Origin of the sequence: Saccharothrix saharensis (genome assembly GCF_006716745.1) — a bacterium.
Taxonomy (GTDB): Bacteria; Actinomycetota; Actinomycetes; order Mycobacteriales; family Pseudonocardiaceae; genus Actinosynnema; species Actinosynnema saharense.
This window is the reverse complement of the sequence record NZ_VFPP01000001.1, coordinates 6,071,746-6,090,633: the sequence shown is the minus strand read 5'-3', so window position 1 is coordinate 6,090,633 and position 18,888 is coordinate 6,071,746. Positions and strand designations below refer to the sequence as shown.

Annotated in this window: 17 protein-coding genes; 8 read left to right on the top strand and 9 right to left on the bottom strand. The window is 72.2% G+C overall.

Features of this window, described 5'->3' with window-relative positions:
- The gene (locus FHX81_RS27500; protein WP_141980938.1) at positions 1-1,341 is read left to right on the top strand and encodes a maltokinase N-terminal cap-like domain-containing protein; all 1,341 of its coding nucleotides are present in this window, start codon (positions 1-3) and stop codon (positions 1,339-1,341) included.
- On the top strand, positions 1,338-3,605 hold the full coding sequence (glgB, locus tag FHX81_RS27495) for a 1,4-alpha-glucan branching protein GlgB (RefSeq protein WP_141980937.1): 2,268 nt from the start codon (positions 1,338-1,340) through the stop codon (positions 3,603-3,605). Before FHX81_RS27500 ends, glgB begins: the two co-directional genes overlap by 4 nt.
- Positions 3,606-3,755: 150 nt before the next feature.
- Here glgB and FHX81_RS27490 read toward each other — a convergent pair whose 3' ends face one another.
- A complete protein-coding gene (locus FHX81_RS27490; RefSeq protein ID WP_141980936.1) occupies positions 3,756-4,157 on the bottom strand; it encodes a hypothetical protein in 402 nt (133 codons plus the stop codon).
- A gap of 108 nt (positions 4,158-4,265) precedes the next feature.
- On the opposite strand from FHX81_RS27490, the gene FHX81_RS27485 reads away from it, so the two are divergent.
- Complete coding sequence (locus FHX81_RS27485; RefSeq protein ID WP_141980935.1) at positions 4,266-5,063, top strand: class I SAM-dependent methyltransferase; 798 nt, start codon at positions 4,266-4,268, stop codon at positions 5,061-5,063.
- Here the strand turns inward: FHX81_RS27485 and FHX81_RS27480 are convergent.
- Positions 5,047-5,763, bottom strand: a complete 717-nt coding sequence (locus FHX81_RS27480; protein WP_141980934.1) for an ArsR/SmtB family transcription factor — start codon at positions 5,761-5,763, stop codon at positions 5,047-5,049. The genes FHX81_RS27485 and FHX81_RS27480 overlap by 17 nt on opposite strands.
- Before the next feature lie 100 nt (positions 5,764-5,863).
- Between FHX81_RS27480 and FHX81_RS27475 the strand changes: the two genes are divergently transcribed.
- The 3 genes from FHX81_RS27475 to FHX81_RS27465 all read left to right on the top strand — a co-directional run bounded on the left by FHX81_RS27475 (position 5,864) and on the right by FHX81_RS27465 (position 9,962).
- Entirely contained in the window at positions 5,864-7,060 is a 1,197-nt protein-coding gene (locus FHX81_RS27475) for an MFS transporter (RefSeq protein WP_141980933.1), read from the top strand.
- 26 nt (positions 7,061-7,086) lie between these two features.
- On the top strand, positions 7,087-8,463 hold the full coding sequence (locus tag FHX81_RS27470) for a neutral zinc metallopeptidase (protein ID WP_141980932.1): 1,377 nt from the start codon (positions 7,087-7,089) through the stop codon (positions 8,461-8,463).
- 62 nt (positions 8,464-8,525) lie between these two features.
- Positions 8,526-9,962 carry a neutral zinc metallopeptidase gene (locus FHX81_RS27465; RefSeq protein WP_141980931.1) on the top strand — a complete coding sequence of 479 codons (1,437 nt, stop codon included), beginning with the start codon at positions 8,526-8,528 and terminating at the stop codon, positions 9,960-9,962.
- Positions 9,963-10,113: 151 nt separating this feature from the next.
- Here FHX81_RS27465 and FHX81_RS27460 read toward each other — a convergent pair whose 3' ends face one another.
- Genes FHX81_RS27460 through FHX81_RS27450 form a run of 3 tightly spaced genes read right to left on the bottom strand, consistent with a single transcriptional unit; the run spans position 10,114 to position 12,314 of the window.
- Positions 10,114-11,097 (bottom strand): tetratricopeptide repeat protein, encoded by a 984-nt coding sequence (locus tag FHX81_RS27460; RefSeq protein ID WP_425473846.1) that lies wholly within the window; start codon positions 11,095-11,097, stop codon positions 10,114-10,116.
- A gap of 42 nt (positions 11,098-11,139) precedes the next feature.
- Positions 11,140-11,985 carry an SCO6745 family protein gene (locus FHX81_RS27455; protein ID WP_141980929.1) on the bottom strand — a complete coding sequence of 282 codons (846 nt, stop codon included), beginning with the start codon at positions 11,983-11,985 and terminating at the stop codon, positions 11,140-11,142.
- A gap of 26 nt (positions 11,986-12,011) precedes the next feature.
- Complete coding sequence (locus FHX81_RS27450; RefSeq protein WP_141980928.1) at positions 12,012-12,314, bottom strand: MTH1187 family thiamine-binding protein; 303 nt, start codon at positions 12,312-12,314, stop codon at positions 12,012-12,014.
- 41 nt (positions 12,315-12,355) lie between these two features.
- Between FHX81_RS27450 and FHX81_RS27445 the strand changes: the two genes are divergently transcribed.
- A complete protein-coding gene (locus tag FHX81_RS27445; RefSeq protein WP_077009514.1) occupies positions 12,356-12,859 on the top strand; it encodes a MarR family winged helix-turn-helix transcriptional regulator in 504 nt (167 codons plus the stop codon).
- Between the two features lie 43 nt (positions 12,860-12,902).
- A complete protein-coding gene (locus FHX81_RS27440) occupies positions 12,903-13,940 on the top strand; it encodes an aminoglycoside phosphotransferase family protein (protein WP_211363579.1) in 1,038 nt (345 codons plus the stop codon).
- Here FHX81_RS27440 and FHX81_RS27435 read toward each other — a convergent pair.
- From FHX81_RS27435 to FHX81_RS27420, 4 genes are all read right to left on the bottom strand, one after another.
- Complete coding sequence (locus FHX81_RS27435; RefSeq protein WP_141980927.1) at positions 13,922-14,242, bottom strand: DUF3817 domain-containing protein; 321 nt, start codon at positions 14,240-14,242, stop codon at positions 13,922-13,924. The two genes, FHX81_RS27440 and FHX81_RS27435, sit on opposite strands and share 19 nt — an antisense overlap.
- Before the next feature lie 242 nt (positions 14,243-14,484).
- The gene (locus tag FHX81_RS27430; RefSeq protein ID WP_141980926.1) at positions 14,485-15,528 is read right to left on the bottom strand and encodes an ABC transporter permease; all 1,044 of its coding nucleotides are present in this window, start codon (positions 15,526-15,528) and stop codon (positions 14,485-14,487) included.
- Complete coding sequence (locus FHX81_RS27425) at positions 15,525-16,439, bottom strand: ABC transporter ATP-binding protein (RefSeq protein WP_141980925.1); 915 nt, start codon at positions 16,437-16,439, stop codon at positions 15,525-15,527. Before FHX81_RS27425 ends, FHX81_RS27430 begins: the two co-directional genes overlap by 4 nt.
- 117 nt (positions 16,440-16,556) lie before the next feature.
- On the bottom strand, positions 16,557-18,791 hold the full coding sequence (locus FHX81_RS27420; RefSeq protein ID WP_246107994.1) for a GH92 family glycosyl hydrolase: 2,235 nt from the start codon (positions 18,789-18,791) through the stop codon (positions 16,557-16,559).
- Positions 18,792-18,888 lie beyond the last annotated feature (97 nt).

Sequence of the window (18,888 nt, the reverse complement as noted above, 5' to 3'; positions counted from 1 at the left end):
GTGACCCGACCGCACGACCTGGTCGACGAGGTGATGACCGCGCTGCCCGGGTGGCTGCCCGCGCAGCGGTGGTTCGGCGGCAAGGACCGCCCGGTCACCTCCATCCGCCCGCTGCGCACGACGGTGCTGCGGGCCGAGGAGCCGGTGCTGGTGCACCTCGTGGTGGAGGTGGCGCAGCCGGACCGGCGCGAGCCGTACCAGCTGCTGGTCACCGACCACGCGGAGAACCACGACGCCACGCAGGTGCCGGAGCTGACCGGCGCGCTGCTCGACCTGATCGCGGAGGGCGCCGAGGTCGACGGCCTGCGGTTCGCGCACGAGCCGGACGTGGAACTGCAGACCGGGCTGCGCGGCCGGCCGATCACGTCCGAGCAGTCCAACACCTCGATCGTGTTCGGCAGCCAGTACATCCTCAAGCTGTTCCGCAAGCTGACCTACGGCGAGAACCCGGACCTGGTGCTGCACCGGGCGTTGCGTCAGGTCGGGTGCGAGCACATCGCCCAGCCGCTCGGGTCGATCACCGGCCGGCTGGACGGCCAGACCACGACCGTCGGCATGTTGCAGCAGTTCATGCCGGACGCGGTGGACGGCTGGGCGATGGCGACGACCAGCGTGCGGGACCTGATGGCCGAGGCCGACCTGCACGCCGACGAGGTGGGCGGCGACTTCGCGGGCGAGGCGCAGCGGCTCGGCCAGGCGGTGGCCAGCGTGCACGCGGACCTGGAACGCGCGTTGGGCACGCAGCACGCGGACGCCGAGGACATCGACCGGACCGTCCGGGCGATGATCGCGCGGCTGGACTCGGTGGTCGCCGCGGTGCCGGAGCTGCGGCCGTACGTGCCCGCGCTGCGGGAGGCGTTCGAGCAGGCCAGGGACACCCCGGACGCGGTGGCGGTGCAGCACATCCACGGCGACCTGCACCTGGGCCAGGTGCTGCGGACCGTGCAGGGGTGGCTGCTGATCGACTTCGAGGGCGAGCCGGGCTCGCCGATCGCCGAGCGGACCGCGCTGCGCTCGCCGTTGCGCGACGTGGCCGGGATGCTGCGATCCTTCGACTACGCGGCGCACCAGCTCCTGGTCGGCCAGCCGGAGGACCACCAGCTGACCGTGCGGGCGCTGGAGTGGGCGCGGCGCAACCGCGCGGCGTTCACCGAGGGCTACGCGGAGGCGGCGTCGGACTCGGTCGGCGACCCCCGCAAGCGGGGCTACCTGCTGCGGGCGTTCGAGCTGGACAAGGCCGTGTACGAGGTCGCGTACGAGCACGCGAACAGGCCGGAGTGGTTGACGGTCCCGTTGTCGTCGATCGCGCGGATCACTGGAGAGGGAGCGGTGCAGTCATGATCTCGCCCGAGGACGTCGACCGGCTGCTGGCCGGGGCGCACCACGACCCGCACTCGGTGCTCGGCGTGCACCACGTCCCCGAGGGCGTCGTCGCGCGGGCGCTGCGGCCGGGTGCGACCGCGGTGGCGGTGATCGCGAACGACAAGCGCTTCGAGCTGGACCGGGTCACCGACGGGCTGTTCGCGGGCGACCTGCCCGAGCACCCGGGCGGCAACTACCGCCTGGAGGTCGAGTACGGCGACCACGTCGTCGAGGTGGACGACCCGTACCGCTGGTTGCCGACCGTCGGCGAGCTGGACCTGCACCTGATCGGCGAGGGGCGGCACGAGCGGCTGTGGGACGTGCTGGGGGCGCGGGTGCGCACCTACGACACGCCCGACGGCCCGATCTCGGGCGTCTCGTTCGCCGTGTGGGCCCCGACCGCGCGCGGTGTGCGGGTGTGCGGCGACTTCGACGGCTGGGACGGGCGCGCGAACCCGATGCGGTCGCTGGGCTCGTCCGGCGTGTGGGAGATCTTCATCCCCGGCATCCCGGAGGGCACCCGGTACAAGTTCCGCGTCCTCGGCCGCGACGGCGGGTGGCACGAGAAGGCGGACCCGATGGCGTTCGCCACCGAGACGCCGCCGCAGACCGCGTCGGTGGTCACCCGGTCCACGCACGAGTGGGGTGACGAGGCGTGGCGGGCCAAGCGCGACGCCACCCAGTGGATCAACGCGCCGATGAGCGTGTACGAGGTGCACCTGGGCTCGTGGAAGCCCGGCCTGGGGTACCGGGAGCTGGCCACGGAGCTGGCCGACTACGTGGTGGGCGCCGGGTTCACGCACGTGGAGCTGATGCCGGTGGCCGAGCACCCGTTCGGCGGGTCGTGGGGCTACCAGGTGACGTCGTACTACGCGCCGACGTCGCGGTTCGGGTCGCCGGACGACTTCCGGCACTTCGTGGACGTGCTGCACCAGCGCGGCGTCGGCGTGATCATGGACTGGGTGCCCGCGCACTTCCCGAAGGACTCGTGGGCGTTGGCGCGGTTCGACGGCAGCGCCCTGTACGAGCACGAGGACCCGCGCCGGGGCGAGCACCCCGACTGGGGCACGCTGGTGTTCGACTTCGGGCGCAACGAGGTGCGCAACTTCCTCGTCGCCAACGCCCTGTACTGGATCGAGGAGTTCCACATCGACGGCCTGCGGGTCGACGCGGTGGCCTCGATGCTGTACCTGGACTACTCCCGGCAGGAGGGGCAGTGGCTGCCCAACCAGTACGGCGGCCGGGAGAACCTGGACGCGGTGCGGTTCCTGCAGGAGCTGAACGCGACCGTCTACAAGCGCCACCCCGGTGTGGTGATGGTGGCCGAGGAGTCGACGGCGTGGCCGGGCGTGACGAGGCCGACGCACCTGGGCGGCCTCGGGTTCGGGTTCAAGTGGAACATGGGCTGGATGCACGACACGCTGCACTACCTGTCGCGCGAACCCGTCCACCGGTCGTTCCACCACAACGAGATCACGTTCTCGCTGGTGTACGCCTGGAGCGAGAACTTCGTGCTGCCGCTGTCGCACGACGAGGTCGTGCACGGCAAGGGGTCGTTGTGGCAGCGGATGCCGGGTGACGACTGGAACAAGGCGGCCGGGCTGCGGTCGTTGCTGGCGTTCATGTGGGCGCACCCGGGCAAGCAGCTGCTGTTCATGGGCGGCGAGTTCGGGCAGCGGGAGGAGTGGTCGGAGGGCCGGTCGCTGGACTGGCACCTGCTGGAGTCGCCGTTGCACAGCGGTCTGCACCGGCTGATCGCCGACCTGAACCGCGTCTACACGGCCTCGCCCGCGTTGTACAGCGCGGACAACCGGCCCGAGGGGTTCTCGTGGGTCGACGCGAACGACTCGGCGGGCAACGTGCTGAGCTTCCTGCGGATCGGCGAGGACGGCTCGGTGCTGGCGTGCGTGGCCAACTTCGCCGGCATGCCGCACCACGACTACCGGGTGGGGCTGCCGGTGGCGGGCCGGTGGCGCGAGGTGGTGAACACGGACTCGGAGGTCTACGGCGGCTCCGGCGTCGGCAACCTCGGCGTCGTGGAGGCGGAGGAGCGCCCGTGGCACGGCCGCCCGGCTTCGGCGGTGCTGCAACTGCCGCCGGCGGGAGTGCTCTGGCTGGCCCCGGAGAACCAACCGACCGCGGCCACCGTGACCAGGGCGGACGCGGCGGAGATCCAGGGCGGCCGGGTCGACGACGACGACCTCGACCCCACCCCGGACCGCACGGCGCTCGACAACACCTGAGCGCTCGGCGCACGGGGACGGGATCGACCACGGCCGCCCCGCCGGACAGGCTCCGCAGGGGTCCTCGCCCAGGGGACCCCTGCTTCCACCCTGCCACAGGGGTACGACAATCCCGGGTGCTCGCGCGGGTCCGGAGGCGTTCCCGGCAGGTCATGGCGAGTACGGGTGGACCGCGACCTTCTCGGGTTCGAGGTGGACCTCGACCCACGAGCCGGCGACGCAGTCGGGCAGGGCGTCGACTCGACCGAGGTCGATCACCGAGTCGGCCACCTCCAGGTGCGCGTACGCCGGCACCGACGACGTGAGGCCCAGCCGGCCGCGGAAGAAGGCCCCGCGCTCGTCCTGGCCCAGGTGCGGTGCCTCGTCGTCGACCCGGCGGCAGTCGAGTCCCCACCGGAACTCCTCGTCCAGCTCCCACTCGACGTGGTGCGCGCCCGATGTCGCCTCCTGGTCTCCGCACCAGCGGGCCGTCACCGTCCCGACCGAGGTCCGCACCTCGACCAGCGCGGCACCGCTCGGCGACCTGGTGACCTTCTCCACGTGAACCAGCACGGGACCATCATCGCGCACCGGGCGTCGGTCGCCCCCGTCCGTGCGGGGCCCGAACCGGGCGGCGGAGAACGCCGTCGGCGGACGGGTGGGGCTGCCATGCTGAGCCCCATGGCGGACGAGGTGTGGGCGGTCGGCGAGGCGTACGAGGCTTACGTCGGGCGTTGGAGCGCGCCGGTCGCGCGGCGGTTCCTCCGGTTGCTGGGTCTGCCGGCGGGACGGCGGTGGTTGGACGTCGGGTGCGGCACCGGGGCGTTGACGGCGGCGGTGCTGGAGGGTGCGGCACCCGCGGAGGTGGTCGGGGTCGATCCGTCCGAGGGGTTCCTGGCCACGGCGAAGCACCGGGTCGCCGATCCGCGGGCCGCGTTCCAGGTCGGTGACGCGCGTGACCTGCCGCTGCCCGACCACGCCTACGACGCGGTGGTCAGCGGGCTGGCGTTGAACTTCGTGCCCGACCCGGTCCGGGCGCTGGCCGAGTTCACCAGGGTCGCCGTGCCCGGTGGTGTGGTGGCCGCCTACGTGTGGGACTACGCCGAGGGCATGGCGATCACCCGGCTCTTCTGGGACGCCGCCACCCTCCTCGACCCCGCGGCGACCGCCCTGCACGAGGGCAGGCGCTTCGCCCTCTGCCGACCCGAGCCGCTGCGCGAGCTGTGGACCGGCGCCGGGCTGACCGGGGTCCGCGTCGAAGCGCTGGAGGTGCCGACGACCTTCGCCGACTTCGACGACTACTGGCGACCGTTCCTCGGCGGTCAGGGGCCGGCGCCCGGCTACGCCGCGTCCCTGCCCGAGGACCGCCGCCGCGCCTTGCGCGACCTGCTCCGCACCCGCCTGCCCACCCAACCGAACGGCTCGATCCGGCTCACCGCGCGGGCGTGGGTGGTCCGCGGCGTCACGGCCCCGGCGTGAACCCCGGCAGCAGGTCGGGCAGGCGCGCGGCCCCGCGTTCGGTGACGAGGAGTTCCCTGGTGCCGTCCTGACGGCGGACCAGGTCGTCGGCCACGAACGCGTCCAGCACGAGCCGGCCCAGGTCGCCGCCCAGGTGCGGGACGCGGTGCGTGCGGTCCAGGCACGCCGACGCCAGGCGGCGACGTGGCGCGACGGCCCGCGCGTCGACGCCCAGGCGGTGCAACGCGGTCAGGTCGTCGCCCAGCACGAGCTCGCCCGTGCGGCCGTCGGGCGGGTGCAGGGCTCCCGCCGAGACCAGCGTGGTGAGCACCGAGATCCCCAGCCGGCCGGCCGCGTGGTCGTAGCAGGTGTGCGCGACGTCCACCGGTGACGACGCGCGCCGCGGCGCGGTGAGGTCGTCGTGGTGGGCGTACCGGGCTATGGCGGTGAGCACGTCGGCGATGTCGGCGCGGGCGACCTGGTAGACGGCGTGCCGGCCGGTGTGCTCGACCGTGACGAGGCCGGCGGCGCGCAGGCGGGCCAGGTGGTTGCCCAGGCGTGGCGGCGTGACGCCCATGGCGTCGGCGAGTTGCACCATCGTGTGGGGACCCTCGGCGGCGAGCAGTTGCAGCGCGGTGAGCCGGACCGGGTCGGCCAGCTCGCGGGCCAGCGCGACGACCGACGCCTGCACGGCGTTGCCGGAATCCACCCATCCCGCCATGCCCGCAAGATACACGGCTCCCTGAACTGTGATTGCGGCACCACGCCGCACGGGTTACGGTCACATACACCGTTCATCAATCTGTGAAGGGTGAGTGCCGATGGGGTTGCGCGTGCTGCTGTGGGGACGCGGCGTCTCGGCGCTCGGCGACGGCCTCTGGTTCACCACCTGGGCGTTGTTCTTCACCCGCGTGCTCGGCCTGCCGCTGGTCACGGTGGGTGTGGGCATGGCGGTGGCCGGTGCGGCGGGACTGATCGCGGCGGTGCCGCTCGGCGCGGCGGCGGACCGCTTCGACCCGCGGCTGGTGCTGGCCGCGATCACCGTCGTGCGGGCTTGCGCCATGGCGTCCTACCTCGCGGTGGACGGCACGTGGTCGTTCCTCGCCGCGACGGTGGCGTTCACCGCGCCCGCCAACGGCGGCAACGCGGTCCGCACGGCCCTGATCACCGGTCTGGTGGCCGACCAGGCGGCCAGGGTGCGCGCGCTCGCGCAGCAGCGGGTGGCGCAGCACGTCGGTTACGCGGTCGGCGCCGGGCTGGGCGCGCTGGTCCTCACCGCCGACGACCCCTCGACCTACGCGCTCGCCATCACCGGCAACGCCATCACGTTCGGCGTGCTCGCCGTGACGGCGCTGGCCGTGCGCGAGCCGGCACCGGTCGAGGGCACGCCACGCGCGCGTGCCGTGCTGGCCGACCGCCCCTACCTGGCCGTCGTCGCCGTCACGTCGGTCCTGTCGCTGTGCTGGGCGATGCTGTCGACCGGCCTGCCGCTGTGGCTGTCGCGGTCCACGGACCTGCCGCTCGCGCTGAGCGGCGTGGTGGTGGTCGTCAGCTCGGTCGGCATCGCGGTGTTCCAGGTGCCGTTCGCGCGGTTCGCCCGCACCCCGGACCAGGCCGCGCGGACGGCGGTGCGGTCCGGGATCGCCCTCGCCGCGAGCTGCGCGCTGCTCGCCACGACCGTCGGCGGTTCGGGCGCGCCGGTCGTGGCGGTCGTGGTGGCCGCGGCGGCGCTGCACGTGGTCGGCGAACTCGGTTACGTGGCCGCCAACTGGGGGTTGTCGGTCGGCCTCATGCGGGACGAGTCCCGTGGCGCGTACCAGGGGGTGAACGAGGCCGCCACGGCGACCGTGCAGCTGTTCGGGCCCGCCGTCTTCACGTTCGCGCTCGGCGGTTTCGGCGCGGGCGGCTGGCTGGCCGCCGGCGCGATCTTCCTGGTCGCGGTCGCGCCCGTGCCCGCGTTGACCAGGTGGGCCACCCGCACGCGCGAACCCGCGATGCCGTCGAACACCACCCCGTAGGGGTTGGCGGCAGGCACAATGACCCCATGCGGCTCGTTTCGGCTCGGCTGGTCCTGCTGGCGGCGGTCATGGTCACGGCCAGTGCCTGCGCCCAGGTCATCCCCGGCACACCCGTGGCGGGCGAAGCCGTCACCAAGGGCACGGTCGACCCGGGCTTCATCCGGGGCACCGACGGCGGCCCGATCGACCAGCTCGCGGCCACCGCCGTCACCGACATCGACACGTTCTGGCAGGAGGCGTTCCCGGACGCCTTCGACAAGCCGTGGGAGCCGATCGAGGGCGGCATCTACTCGGTCGACACCAGCGACCCGTCCGCCAAGCCACCGCCGTGCACGGAGAAGGCCGCCGACGTCGAGGGCAACGCGTTCTACTGCCCCAGCGCCGACGCCATCGCCTGGGACCGCGCCGCGCTGCTGCCCGTGCTCAAGGACCGGTTCGGCGACGCGGCCGTGGTGATCGTGCTGGCGCACGAGATGGGCCACGCCGTGCAGAACCGGATGGGCATCACCCCGGAGGCCGAGCGGCGCGAGCCGCAGCGGTTCCCCACCATCCTGACCGAGGCGATGGCCGACTGCTTCGCGGGCGCGTTCGTCAAGTGGGTCAACGACGGCAAGTCCGAGCACCTCGACATCGGCTCGGACACGCTCGACTCGGCGCTCGGCGCGCTGATCACGTTCCGCGACCCGGTCGGCACCTCGCCCAGCGACCGGTCCGCGCACGGCAACGCGTTCGACCGGGTGTCCGCGTTCCAGGACGGCTACCAGCAGGGCACCGGGTTCTGCGGCGCCATGTCGATCGACAACCGGGTCTTCACCCAGCAGGCGTTCACCTCCGTGGACGACCGCGACCGCGGCGGCAACCTGCCGTTCGACGAGATGCTGGAGAACGTCACCCCCGACCTGAACCTGTACTACAAGGCGCTGGTCGAGCAGGCGGGCTCGAAGTGGACCGACCCGAAGGCCACGCCCACCCAGGAGGAGCCGGACTGCTCCGGCGACCAGGGGCCGGTCGCGTACTGCCCGGACGACAAGGCGGTGGAGTTCGAGGTCGAGTCGGACCTGCCCGAGCTGCACGCCGAGATCGGCGACTACGCCACGGGCGTGCTGCTGGCCAGCCGGTACGGGATGGCCGCGATGGCGGCGGTCGGGGTGGACCTCGACGGTGAGCGTGCCGCGGCCGGCGCGTTGTGCCTGGCCGGCGCGTACACGCGGGAGGTGTTCACCCGGCAGCAGGGGTTCGGCCTGTCCCCCGGCGACCTCGACGAGGCGGTGCAGGTGCTGCTCGCCTACGACTACGCGGCCCGGGACGCGACCGGGTCCACGGCGCTCGAACCGGGGTTCAAGCGGGTCGAGGTGTTCCGCGGCGGTGTGTTCGAGGGCACCGAAGCCTGCGGTTTGGCGTAGCCGCGCGAGCCGGCCAAGTAGGGTTCGGGCTCGGATCGGCACGACCGGGATGGGGCTTGGGCATGGCTCGACGGGCTTGGGTTGCTGCGACGCTCGCCGCCGCGGTGGTGTTGACGGGGTGCACCCGGACGGTGAGCGGGGTGGGCCGGTCGGAGCGGCCCGACGTCACCAAGGTGGCCGGGCTGGAGATCACCACGGGTGAGAGCGGCCCGAAACCGGGCGTGCCCGACGCGGACCTCCAGGTGGAGAACGGCGACGGCGGCGAGATGGACCGGTTGGCCATCAACACGCTGGCCGACGTCGAGGAGTACTGGGCCGAGCAGCTGCCCGCCCGGTTCGACAAGGAGTTCGAACCGGTCAAGCGCCTGGTGTCCTACGACTCCAACGGCAAGGGCGTCGACATCTGCCGCACCAACACCGCGGGCGTGGCGAACGCGTTCTACTGCTCGTTGGACGACTCGATCGCGTGGGACCGCGGCGAGCTGCTGCCGATGCTGGACGACGCGTTCGGGCCGATGTCGGTGGTGACCGTGCTGGCGCACGAGATGGGTCACGCGATCCAGTACAAGCTCGGCGACATCGGCGGCATCAACCAGGCCACCCCGTCGATCATCAAGGAGCAGCAGGCCGACTGCTACGCGGGCAACTTCTTCCGCTGGGTCGCCGAGGGCAAGTCCAAGCACTTCCGCATCTCGACCGGACCCGGGTTGAACCAGGTGCTGGCGACGATGTTCTTCATCCGCGACGCGGCCGGCACGTCGGCCGACAAGCAGGGCGCGCACGGCAGCGCGTTCGACCGGGTGGCGGCGTTCCAGTTCGGCTTCGCCGGCGACCCGTCGCGGTGCGCGGAGATCGACGAGGCCGAGATCAAGGCGCGGATCACGCAGCAGAAGTTCGACTCGGACGACAAGGACACCGGCCAGGGCAAGGGCAACCTGAAGGTCGACGACGAGCGCTCGCTCCAACTGCTGGAGGAGTCGCTGCGGGCCGCGTTCAAGGACGCCGCCGCCACCCCGCCGACCCTGTCCACCGACTCGGACCAGGCCTGCGCCGACGGCGGCGACACCTCCCCCGCCGCGTACTGCCCGGCCACGAACTCGATCTCCATCGACCTGCCGGACCTGGTGAAGATCGGCACGCCGCCGAAGCGCGGGCAGAAGGGCGGGATCGGCGACTTCGCCGCGTTCGCCGAGATCGCGTCGCGGTTCGCGCTGTCCATCCAGAAGGCGACCGGGTACGGGCTGGAGGGCCCGGCGGCGGGGTTGCGCACGGCGTGCCTGACCGGGGCCTGGGCGGGGACGACGACCCAGAACGGGGCCAAGCTGCGCCTGTCCTCTGGTGACCTGGACGAGGCCGTGGCCGAACTGCTGGCGGACAAGAGCCTGATCGCGGCGGACGTCAACGGCACCGTCGTGCCCTCCGGCTTCGCCCGCGTGGAAGCGTTCCGCGACGGCTTCTACCAGGGCGCGGGTCTGTGCACCCGGAAGTACGCCGGCTGAGCCGGGGTCAGGCCGATCTCGGAGGCTTCCGCGGGTTGACGGACCAGGAGATCACAAGCGTCTCCTCTCCCGGTCCTCCCCGGAACACGAACAGGGGCCCCGGTGAAGGGGCCCCTGTCGTCGGCGCGGGCGCGGGCTATCACGGGCAGGGTCAGAACAGGGCGCTGGCCAGGTTGCGACGAGCCTTGGCGACCCGGTCGTCGTCCGGCGGGAAGAGGTCGAACAGGCCCACCAGGTGTTCGCGGACCCGGTCGCGGTCGTCGCCGAAGACGCGGCGGATCGTGTCGACCAGGCGCTTGAACGACTGCTCGACGTCGTTCGTCGCCAGCTCCAGGTCCGCGGCGGCGAGCTGGGCGTCCACGTCGTCGGGGTTGGCGTCGGCCTTGGCGATGGCGTCCGCGGGCACGGCTTCGGCGCGGGCCGTGAACCGGACCTGGGCCAGGGCCGCCTTCGCCTCGGCGTTGGCCGGTTCGGCGGCCAGGATCGCCTCGTAGGCGGCCTCGGCGGCGGCGAAGTCACCCTGCTCGAACGCCTCCTCGGCGGCCGTGAAGCGGGGGTCCTCCGGTTCCGCGGCGGGTTCGTCGCCGGTGGCGGCGCGGCCCGCTTCGGCGGCCTTGATGCCCGGCAGGCGGTCGCGCAGGGCGTCCAGCAGGCGGGTGATCCACTGGCCGAACTCGGCTTCCGGCAGCGGGCCGGCGAACGCGTCGATCGGCTGGCCGCCGGCGATGGCGACGACGGTCGGCACGGATTGCACGCCGAACACCTGGCCGACGCGCGGGCTGGCGTCCAGGTCGACCCTGGCCAGCAGCCAGGTGCCGCCGCCGGCCCTGGCGGCGCGTTCCAGCACCGGCGAGAGCTGGCCCGCCTCGGGGCTCCACGACGCGGTCAGCTCGACCACGACCGGAACGTCCAGGGAACGCTCGACCACCGACTGGAACGTCGCCTCGGTGACGTCCAGCACCCACGGGCTCGGACCGGCGTCCGAGCCGCCGCCGGAACCGGAGCCCGGCGACGGGGGTGGGGTGGCGGCGCGCTGCCTCGCGGCGTCGGCTCGGGCCTTCAGCGCGCCGAGGTCGACCGCCCCGGACAACGCGGCGGACAGTGCGGCGGTCTTTCGGGGGTCTGGCCTTGTCACGCCTTCCATCCTGGCACGAGTCCGGCGGCTAGCCGCGCGCGGCTAGCCGAGGAGTTGCGCGACCGGGTCGATCGCCATCGGGTTGGTCCGCATGGCCTCGTTCAGATGCCCCAGGCGGAGCGCGATCGGGGTCATCAGCTCGGCGAAGCGGGCGGTGCCTGCCGCGCCGAGAACATCCCACGGACGGGTGGCCGCCTCGTCGGTGCGGCGTTCGACGTCCTCGCGCAGCGCCCGGCCGGCCGGGGTGAGCCCGCCGTCGAACAACCCGCGCTCGACGAGGGCCGCTTCGGCTTCCCGCCACTCCTCCTCCGACCAGCCACGCGCGGTGCGCATGTACGCCGGGTCGAGGTCCTTGTCGGCGCTGAACAGCACCAACGTCTCGCACGGCCCGAGGTCGGCGGCCACCAGCGCGGCGATGTGGCCGTCACCGCGCGACTCGCGCAACGTCGTGCACGCCTGCCACAGGGCGAGGTGCGGCTCGTCGGGCACGGGCAGCACCCGGTTCGCCGCGCCCAGCACCCGTCCGGCGAGCGGCACCGCCTCGGCCGCCTCGCGGGCCAGCTCGGCGGCCTCGGCGACGTCCAGGCTCTCCAGCATCCGGCGCAGGGCCCGGTCGACGCCCTCCAGCCGTGCTCCGAGGAACCGGGCGGGGCTCGCCACGTCCCACGCGTCGGGCAGCGCGCGGGCCACCATGCGCGGGTGGAAGCTGAAGAACGCGGCGGTCACCACCTCCGGCGACGCCGCGCCCAGCGGGGCCGCGCGCTGGCCGAAGTACCCCATCCAGCCGCCCTTGCAGCCCAGTGCGTCGGTGACCGCCCGCGACTCCGGCGAGAAGTACGTGACGTCGTGGTACGTCTCGAAGCGCACCCACAGGTCTCGAGGCTCCATGAGCGTCAATTTAGTAGGACGTCCTACTAAATGTCTTCCCCGAGGTGCTGCTCGAGCCGCTCCACCTTGGCCCTGAGCTGACCCGTCCAGCCCGGCCGGATGTCCCCCTTGAGCACCAGGCTGACCCGCGGCGCGGTGGCCTGCACGGCCTCCGTCGCCTTCTTCACCACCGCCATCACCTCGTCCCACTCGCCTTCGACCAGCGTGAACATGGCGTTGGTCTCGTTGGGCAGGCCGGACTCGCGGACCACCCGCACGGCCTGGGCGACCGCCTCGGCCACCCCGTCGGACTCCCCGCCGAGCGGGCTGACACTGAACGCGACGAGCACTACTGCCTCCTGGTCGGGGTACCCACTGGTAGCTTCGGCGCATGACGTCCCAGCCGCTGCCGTTCGACCCCATCGCGCGCGCCGCCGAGCTGTGGGAGAAGCGGATCGGACCGTCGACGGCGATGGCGGCGGTCACCAGCGTCATGCGAGTACAGCAGATCATCCAGTCCGCCGTGGACGCCGCCCTCAAGCCGCACGGGCTGACGTTCGCGCGGTTCGAGGCGCTGGTGCTGCTGACGTTCGCCCGCACGGGCAGCCTGCCGATGCGGGTCATGGGCGAACGCCTCCAGCTGCACCCGACCAGCGTCACGAACATCGTGGACCGGTTGGAAGCCGACGGACTCGTGCGCCGCAACCCCCACCCCACCGACCGGCGCACCACGCTCGTGGAGATCACCGAGGCCGGGCACGCCCGGCGTGAGGCGGCCACCGAGGCCGTGACGAGCGTCGAGTTCGGCCTGCGCGGGCTGACCGACCGGCAGACCGAGCAGCTGACCGACCTGCTGGCGAAGGTCCGCCGCGCGGTCGGCGACTTCGAGGACTGAATTCGGTCGACAGGCCGCCACCGATCCGGCCACGCTGCACGGCGTGCGGGAGATCAGGGCCCTGGTGACGGTCGGCGGCCGGTACGTGGGCGAGGCCGAGCCGTTCACCGTCGACAGCCCGTGGTGGAACGACGTCGAGCCGGTGACCGCGCGCCTGGACGAGCTGCTCGGCGTGACGACGAGCGTGTTGCGGCTGGTCGGGACCACGACGCCGGCGACGCGTGACGGCGTGGTGACGTACCAGGTGGAGGCCGACCGGGTGCCCGTGCGCGGGCTGTCGGCCGGTTCGACGCCGCAGGAGTTCCCCGACCACCCGCTGCGGCTGCCGTGGGCGCGTCCGGGCGGGCCGGCGGCGTTGGTGGCGTGGGCGCGGCGGCACGTCGACGTGACCGGGCCGGCCGTGCAGGTGAAGACGTGGAACCTGTCGTGCCTGTACCGGCTGCCCACGGCGGACGGGACCGCGTGGGCGAAGGCGACGCCGCCGTTCATGGCGGACGAGGCCGAGGTGATCGGGCTGGTGGCGTCGGTCGACCCGACGTTGGCGCCGACGCTGATCGCGGCCGAGCCCGGTCGGGTGCTGCTCGCGGAGGCACCGGGGGTGGACTGCTGGCGTCCCGGCGCGGACGTCGTGGCGCGGATCGTGCCGCGGTGGGTGGCGGTGCAGGCGGCGTTGGCCGGTCCGCCGCGGTTGCGGGTGCGCGGGGTGCGGGTGCCGGACTTCGGGTTGCCGGAGACGCTGCTGCACGGCGACTTCCACCCGGGCAACTGGCGTTCCGGCGGGGTGGTGCTGGACTGGGGTGACGCGCACTGGGGTCACCCGGCGCTGGACGCGGCGCGGCTGGTCGGGTTCGTCGCGCCGGAGTTCCGGCCGTCGATCGAGCGCGCGTGGATCGACGCGTGGTTGCGCCACTTCCCGTCGAGCGACCCGGCGAGCGCGCTGCGGCACGCCCGTCCGGCGTCACACCTCGTCGGCGCGTTGGTGTACCAGGAGTTCCTGGACAACATCGAGCCGAGCGAACGCGTCTACCACCTCGGTGACCCGGAGGCGGAGTTGGAGCGCGCTCAGTCGTTGGCGGTCTGACCCTCGACCTCGTCGAGGCGACCGGTCTTGTTGGCCCAGCGCTCGAAGACGACGGTGCCGAACGGCGGGATGCTCGCGACCAGGCCGAGGACGAGCGTCCGGCGGTCCCAGCGGTGCGCCAGCATCAACGTCACCAGCACGTAGCCGACGAAGATCGCGCCGTGCACGGGGCCGAAGATCTTCACGCCGATCTCGTTCTCCACGACGACGTACTTGAAGAACATGCCGATCAACAGACCGGCCCACGACACCGCCTCGGCCAGGGCGAGCAGGCGGAACCGACCAACAGCGCTGCTGAACATGCCTCCATTGTGCTTCGTGACCGCCCTCACCCCCTCCCCACCCCTCGCGAGTCGAACACTCGGGTCCCGAGTGTCGAACGCTCAGGACCGGCGTGTCGAACGCTCAGGTCCCGAGTGTCGAACGCTCAGGACCCCCGAGTTCTACGTTCAGGAACCGATGGCCGGCTGTCCCGGTGACCTGAGCGTTGAATTCAGGGGTCCTGAGCGTTCGACACTCGGGGCCTGGAGGTTCGACTCGCGGGTTAGTCGTCCCAGCGGAAGATGCGGGCGGCGATGAAGCCCACGACGAGGGTGAAGGCGATCAGGACGGCGGAGGGCAGCAGGAGGGCTTCCACGCCCTTGCCCCGCACCAGCACGTCCAGCATGCCGTCGTTCATGTGGCGCAACGGGAAGATGTTCGACACGGTCTGCAGCCACGCGGGCGCGTTCTCCACCGGGAAGAACGTGCCCGACAGGAACGCCATCGGCATGATCACGATGTTCGCCGCGCCCGACGCCGCCTCCTCCGTCTTGCAGAACGCGCCCACCAGCATCCCGACCGCGAAGAACGCCGTCGTGCCCAGCACCAGCAACGGCAGCGCCAGGTACCACTGACCGGTCAGCTTCAACCCGAACACCGGCAGCAGCGCCACCGCCACGAACACGACACCCTGCGCCACCGCCGTGCCGATGCTCACCAGCACCCGGGACGTGAGCACGGTCGTCGTGCTCACCGGCGCCAGCCGGATCCGCCGCAGCACCTGCTTCTTGCGCCACGACACCATCGTCAGCGCCGAGCCGAACACGCCGGAGATCGAGATCGCCCACGACAGGATGCCCGGCGTCAGGTACTGGATCGGCTTGAGCGACGCGTCCTCGACCGACTGCGCGTCCAGCGTGAACCGCGGCGGCACGTCCGCCGCACCGAGGTTGATCTTGTCGACCACGCCGGACACGATGCCCAGCACGGTGCCCGCCGCGACCTGGTCGCTGGCCGCGTAGATCAGCTCGACCCGATCACCCGACACCACCACGGCCGCGGGCAGGTCGCCGTCGTCGACCTTCTGCCGCGCGGTCACGACGTCACCGTGCTTCTCCAGCTCGATCGCGCCGGTCTGCTCCAACGCCGTCAGCACGGGCCCGTCACCCACCGCCGCGACCTTGGTCTTGTCGCTGCCCGAGTCACCGAGCAGCAGCCCGAACACGACCAGGAACATCAACGGGAACAGGAAGACGAAGAACAACGTCATCCTGTCCCGCAGGAACCCCTTGACCATGGCCGCCGACAAGCTCCGGAACGCGGTCATGCGCGGTACTCCCGTCCGGTCAGGTCGAGGAAGACGTCCTCCAACGTGGCCGTGCGCACCTGCAACCCGTCCAGCGTGCCGCGTTCGGCGAGCGCCGACAGCACCGGCGCGGGCTTGCGGGTGGAGATGGTCAACGACACCTCGTCCTCGTGCGCGTCCTCGACCCCGGTGATGCCCCGCGCCGCTTCACGCGTCAGCAACCCCTTCTGCAGCACCACGTGCGTGGGCGCGTCCAGACCGCGCACCAGCGTCGCGGGCGCGTCCATGGCGAGGATCCGACCCCGGTCCATGATCGCCACGCGGTCGCACAGGATCTCGGCCTCGTCGAGGTAGTGCGTCGTGTAGACGATGGTCTTGCCCCTGGCCTGGATCGCCCGCAGCACGTCCCACAGGTTGCGCCGGGCCTGCGGGTCCAGCGCGGCGGTCGGCTCGTCCAGGAAGACGAGGTCCGGGTCGTGGACGAGGGCGCACGCGATCGACAGCCGCTGCCGCTGGCCGCCGGAGAGCTTGTTCTCCTGCACGTCGGCCTTGTCGGTCAGGCCGACGAGCTCCAGCATCTCGTCGGCCTTGCGCCGGGTCACGCCGTACAGCGAGCCGAACGTCTGCAGCTGCTCGCGCGCGGTCAGCTTCTCGAAGAAGCTCGACGCCTGGAGCTGCACGCCGATGCGCGGCAGCAGCTTGGGGTTGCGCGGCCACGGCTGCTCGCCCAGCAGCGTCACCCGGCCGCCGTCGGCCTGGCGCAGGCCCTCGACGATCTCCAGCGTGGTGGTCTTGCCCGCGCCGTTCGGCCCCAGGATGCCGAAGAACTCCCCCTCGGCGACGGTGAACGAAACGCCGTCCACCGCCTTCAGCTCGCCGTAGCTCTTCCTGATGTCGGCTACCACGACGGCCGGTATGCGTGCCCCAGTCATGGCTGGACGGTAAGCGGTCACGGGGGCCGGTGACGGCACTTCGAACGGTTCGCGACAGAAGTAAGGGACGATCGAGACTTTCGACTGACCTGCTGGTGGCTGTGCGCGCGGAGCCGATTACGAGACGTGCTCACCTGTGCCGGCGGAGGGTGGTGCGGCCGTCGGCCCGGTCGCCCAGGTCGCCTCGGCGGGGTCGTCGGTCAGCGCGTGGTCGAGGTGCGCGCCGTCGAGGTCGCCGAGGTTCAGGTACGCCCTGTCCCAGGGCCGCGAGTCGACCTGGAGCGCACGCACGTACTGGAGCCTGGTCGGGTCCGCGCCCGCCGCGGTGATCGTGAGGTCGCGGCCGCCCTCCAGGTGGACCACCGCCCGGGCGAACCTCGGCGCGTTCAGCACGAAGTCGCCCGTGCCGGGCATCACCGGGTACAGGCCGAGGGCGCTGAACACGTACCAGGCCGACATCTGCCCGAGGTCGTCGTTGCCGGTCACGCCGTTGGGCGCGTCGACGAACAACGTCTGCGCCGCCCGCACCACCGCCGACGTCTTCCACGGCTGCCCCACCAGCGCGTACATCCACGGCACGTGCAGGTCCGGCTCGTTGTTCGGGTTGTAGCGGTACTGGTTGTAGTAGTTGTAGGGCCCGACGACCCACTTCTCGCGCGCGGCCCGCGCCGGGTCGGCCACCACGTCCGGGTAGGCGAAGAAGTCGTCCAGCCGGCGCAGTGCCGCGTCCCGGCCGCCGAGCAGCGCCACCAGACCGGGCACGTCCTGCTGCGCCAACCACTGGTACTGCCACGCCGTGCCCTCGTGGAAGCCGTCGGGGCCCTGCGGGGTGAACGGCGCCAGCCACCGGCCGCCGCTCACCTTCGGCCGGGGGAAGCCGGTGAACCCGCGGTCGGACACCGACGCGTCCCACAGCACCCGGTAGTTCAGGCCGCGGCGGCGCAGGACCTCGGCGTCGTCCTCGTGCCCCAGTTCGCCGGCCATGATCCGCAGCGCGGCGTCGGCCAGCGCGTACTCCAGCGTCGCCGACGCGCCGTGGTGCGGGTCGACGTCCTGCCCCTTCTTGCGGAAGCCCTTGTCGTACTGCACGAAACCGTCGCGGAGGTAGGACGGGTTGCCCGCCCGGCCCTCGAACGGCGACGACGTCGGCGGCACGCCGGTCGCGTTCTGCCACAACGCCTCGTAGGCCTGCTCCTCGAAGCCCGCCAGCGCGCCGAACCGCCACAGGTCGACCAGGAACGGCGTGACCGGGTCGCCGGTCATCGTGTTGGTCTCCTGGTTGGCGTACGCCCAGCGGGGCAGCCACCCGCCCTGCTCGTGGATCGCCAGCACCGACCGCGCGATGTCCTTCGCCCGTGACGGTCGCAGCAGCGCCAGCAGCTGGTTGTGCGCCCGGTAGGTGTCCCACAGGGAGTAGAACTCGTGGTAGGTCCAGCCGTCGGCGGTGTGCACCCGGTCGTCGAACCCGCGGTACCGGCCGTCCACGTCGTTGCCCGTCAACGGTTGCAGCAGCACGTGGTACAGCGCGGTGTAGAAGACCGCGCGGTCCTCGCCCTCCGCGGACGTCTCCACGCACGACAGCTCACGCCGCCAGGCCTCCTGGGCCTCGGCCCGCAAGGAGTCGAACGACTTCCCCCGCGCCTCACCGAGGTTCTTCGTCGCACCGTCCGCGTCCACGTGCGAGATCGCGGTCGCCGCGGTCACCGGGCCGTCCTCGAACGCCACCCACTGGCCCCGCAGCCCCGCGCCGCCCTCCGCGCCACCCCAGTTGCCGGTCCGGCGGAACGGCCGGTCGAACGTCGTGGTGAAGTACGTCGTGTACGGCTTGCCGCCGCAGAACGCCTGGGCCACCACGGTCCCGGCCAGGGTCCGGTCGTCCACCACCCGCACGCTGCTCGCGAACACCGGCTCGCCGTCGTTCGCCTGACCCACGTTCACGAGCACGTACGGCGTCACGCCGGCCGGGAACGAGAACCGCTCCACGCCCGCGCGGGTCGTCGCCGTCGACTCCACCGTGATGCCGGACGCCAGCCGCACGCGGTAGTAGCCGGGCTTGCCGACCTCGCCGTCGTGCGTGTACGCCGAGCCGTACGCGCGGTGGTCGAACGTGCGCGGCAGGCCCGCGGTCGGCAGGACCGACACCAGCCCGCCCTGCTCCGAGCACCCCGCGCCGGACAGGAAGAAGTGCCCGAAACCGCGGATCACCGGGTCGTCGTAGCGGTACCCGGCGTAGTGCGAGCCGATCGGGCTCGAGTGGGCCATGCCGAACGGCATCGACGCACCGGGGAACGTGTTCCCGTCGTCCTTCGTGCCGATGAACGTGTTCACCGACTCCACCGGGTCAACCGTCACCCGTTCCACCCTAGGGTCAGCCGACCGCGATGGCGAACACGTGGAACCTCCCGCCGGACAGGTCGAGCAGCCCGCGCCGGACAGGTGGGTGAGGCTG

Excerpts from the sequence above, each read along its gene's own strand:
- FHX81_RS27465 (WP_141980931.1), top strand. The coding sequence starts at position 8,526 with ATGGCTCGACGGGCTTGGGTTGCTGCGACGCTCGCCGCCGCGGTGGTG.
- FHX81_RS27435 (WP_141980927.1), bottom strand. The coding sequence starts at position 14,242 with ATGTTCAGCAGCGCTGTTGGTCGGTTCCGCCTGCTCGCCCTGGCCGAG.
- FHX81_RS27425 (WP_141980925.1), bottom strand. The coding sequence starts at position 16,439 with ATGACTGGGGCACGCATACCGGCCGTCGTGGTAGCCGACATCAGGAAG.
- FHX81_RS27470 (WP_141980932.1), top strand. The coding sequence starts at position 7,087 with ATGCGGCTCGTTTCGGCTCGGCTGGTCCTGCTGGCGGCGGTCATGGTC.
- glgB (WP_141980937.1), top strand. The coding sequence starts at position 1,338 with ATGATCTCGCCCGAGGACGTCGACCGGCTGCTGGCCGGGGCGCACCAC.
- FHX81_RS27455 (WP_141980929.1), bottom strand. The coding sequence starts at position 11,985 with ATGGAGCCTCGAGACCTGTGGGTGCGCTTCGAGACGTACCACGACGTC.
- FHX81_RS27485 (WP_141980935.1), top strand. The coding sequence starts at position 4,266 with ATGGCGGACGAGGTGTGGGCGGTCGGCGAGGCGTACGAGGCTTACGTC.
- FHX81_RS27430 (WP_141980926.1), bottom strand. The coding sequence starts at position 15,528 with ATGACCGCGTTCCGGAGCTTGTCGGCGGCCATGGTCAAGGGGTTCCTG.
- FHX81_RS27475 (WP_141980933.1), top strand. The coding sequence starts at position 5,864 with ATGGGGTTGCGCGTGCTGCTGTGGGGACGCGGCGTCTCGGCGCTCGGC.
- FHX81_RS27480 (WP_141980934.1), bottom strand. The coding sequence starts at position 5,763 with ATGGCGGGATGGGTGGATTCCGGCAACGCCGTGCAGGCGTCGGTCGTC.
- FHX81_RS27445 (WP_077009514.1), top strand. The coding sequence starts at position 12,356 with ATGACGTCCCAGCCGCTGCCGTTCGACCCCATCGCGCGCGCCGCCGAG.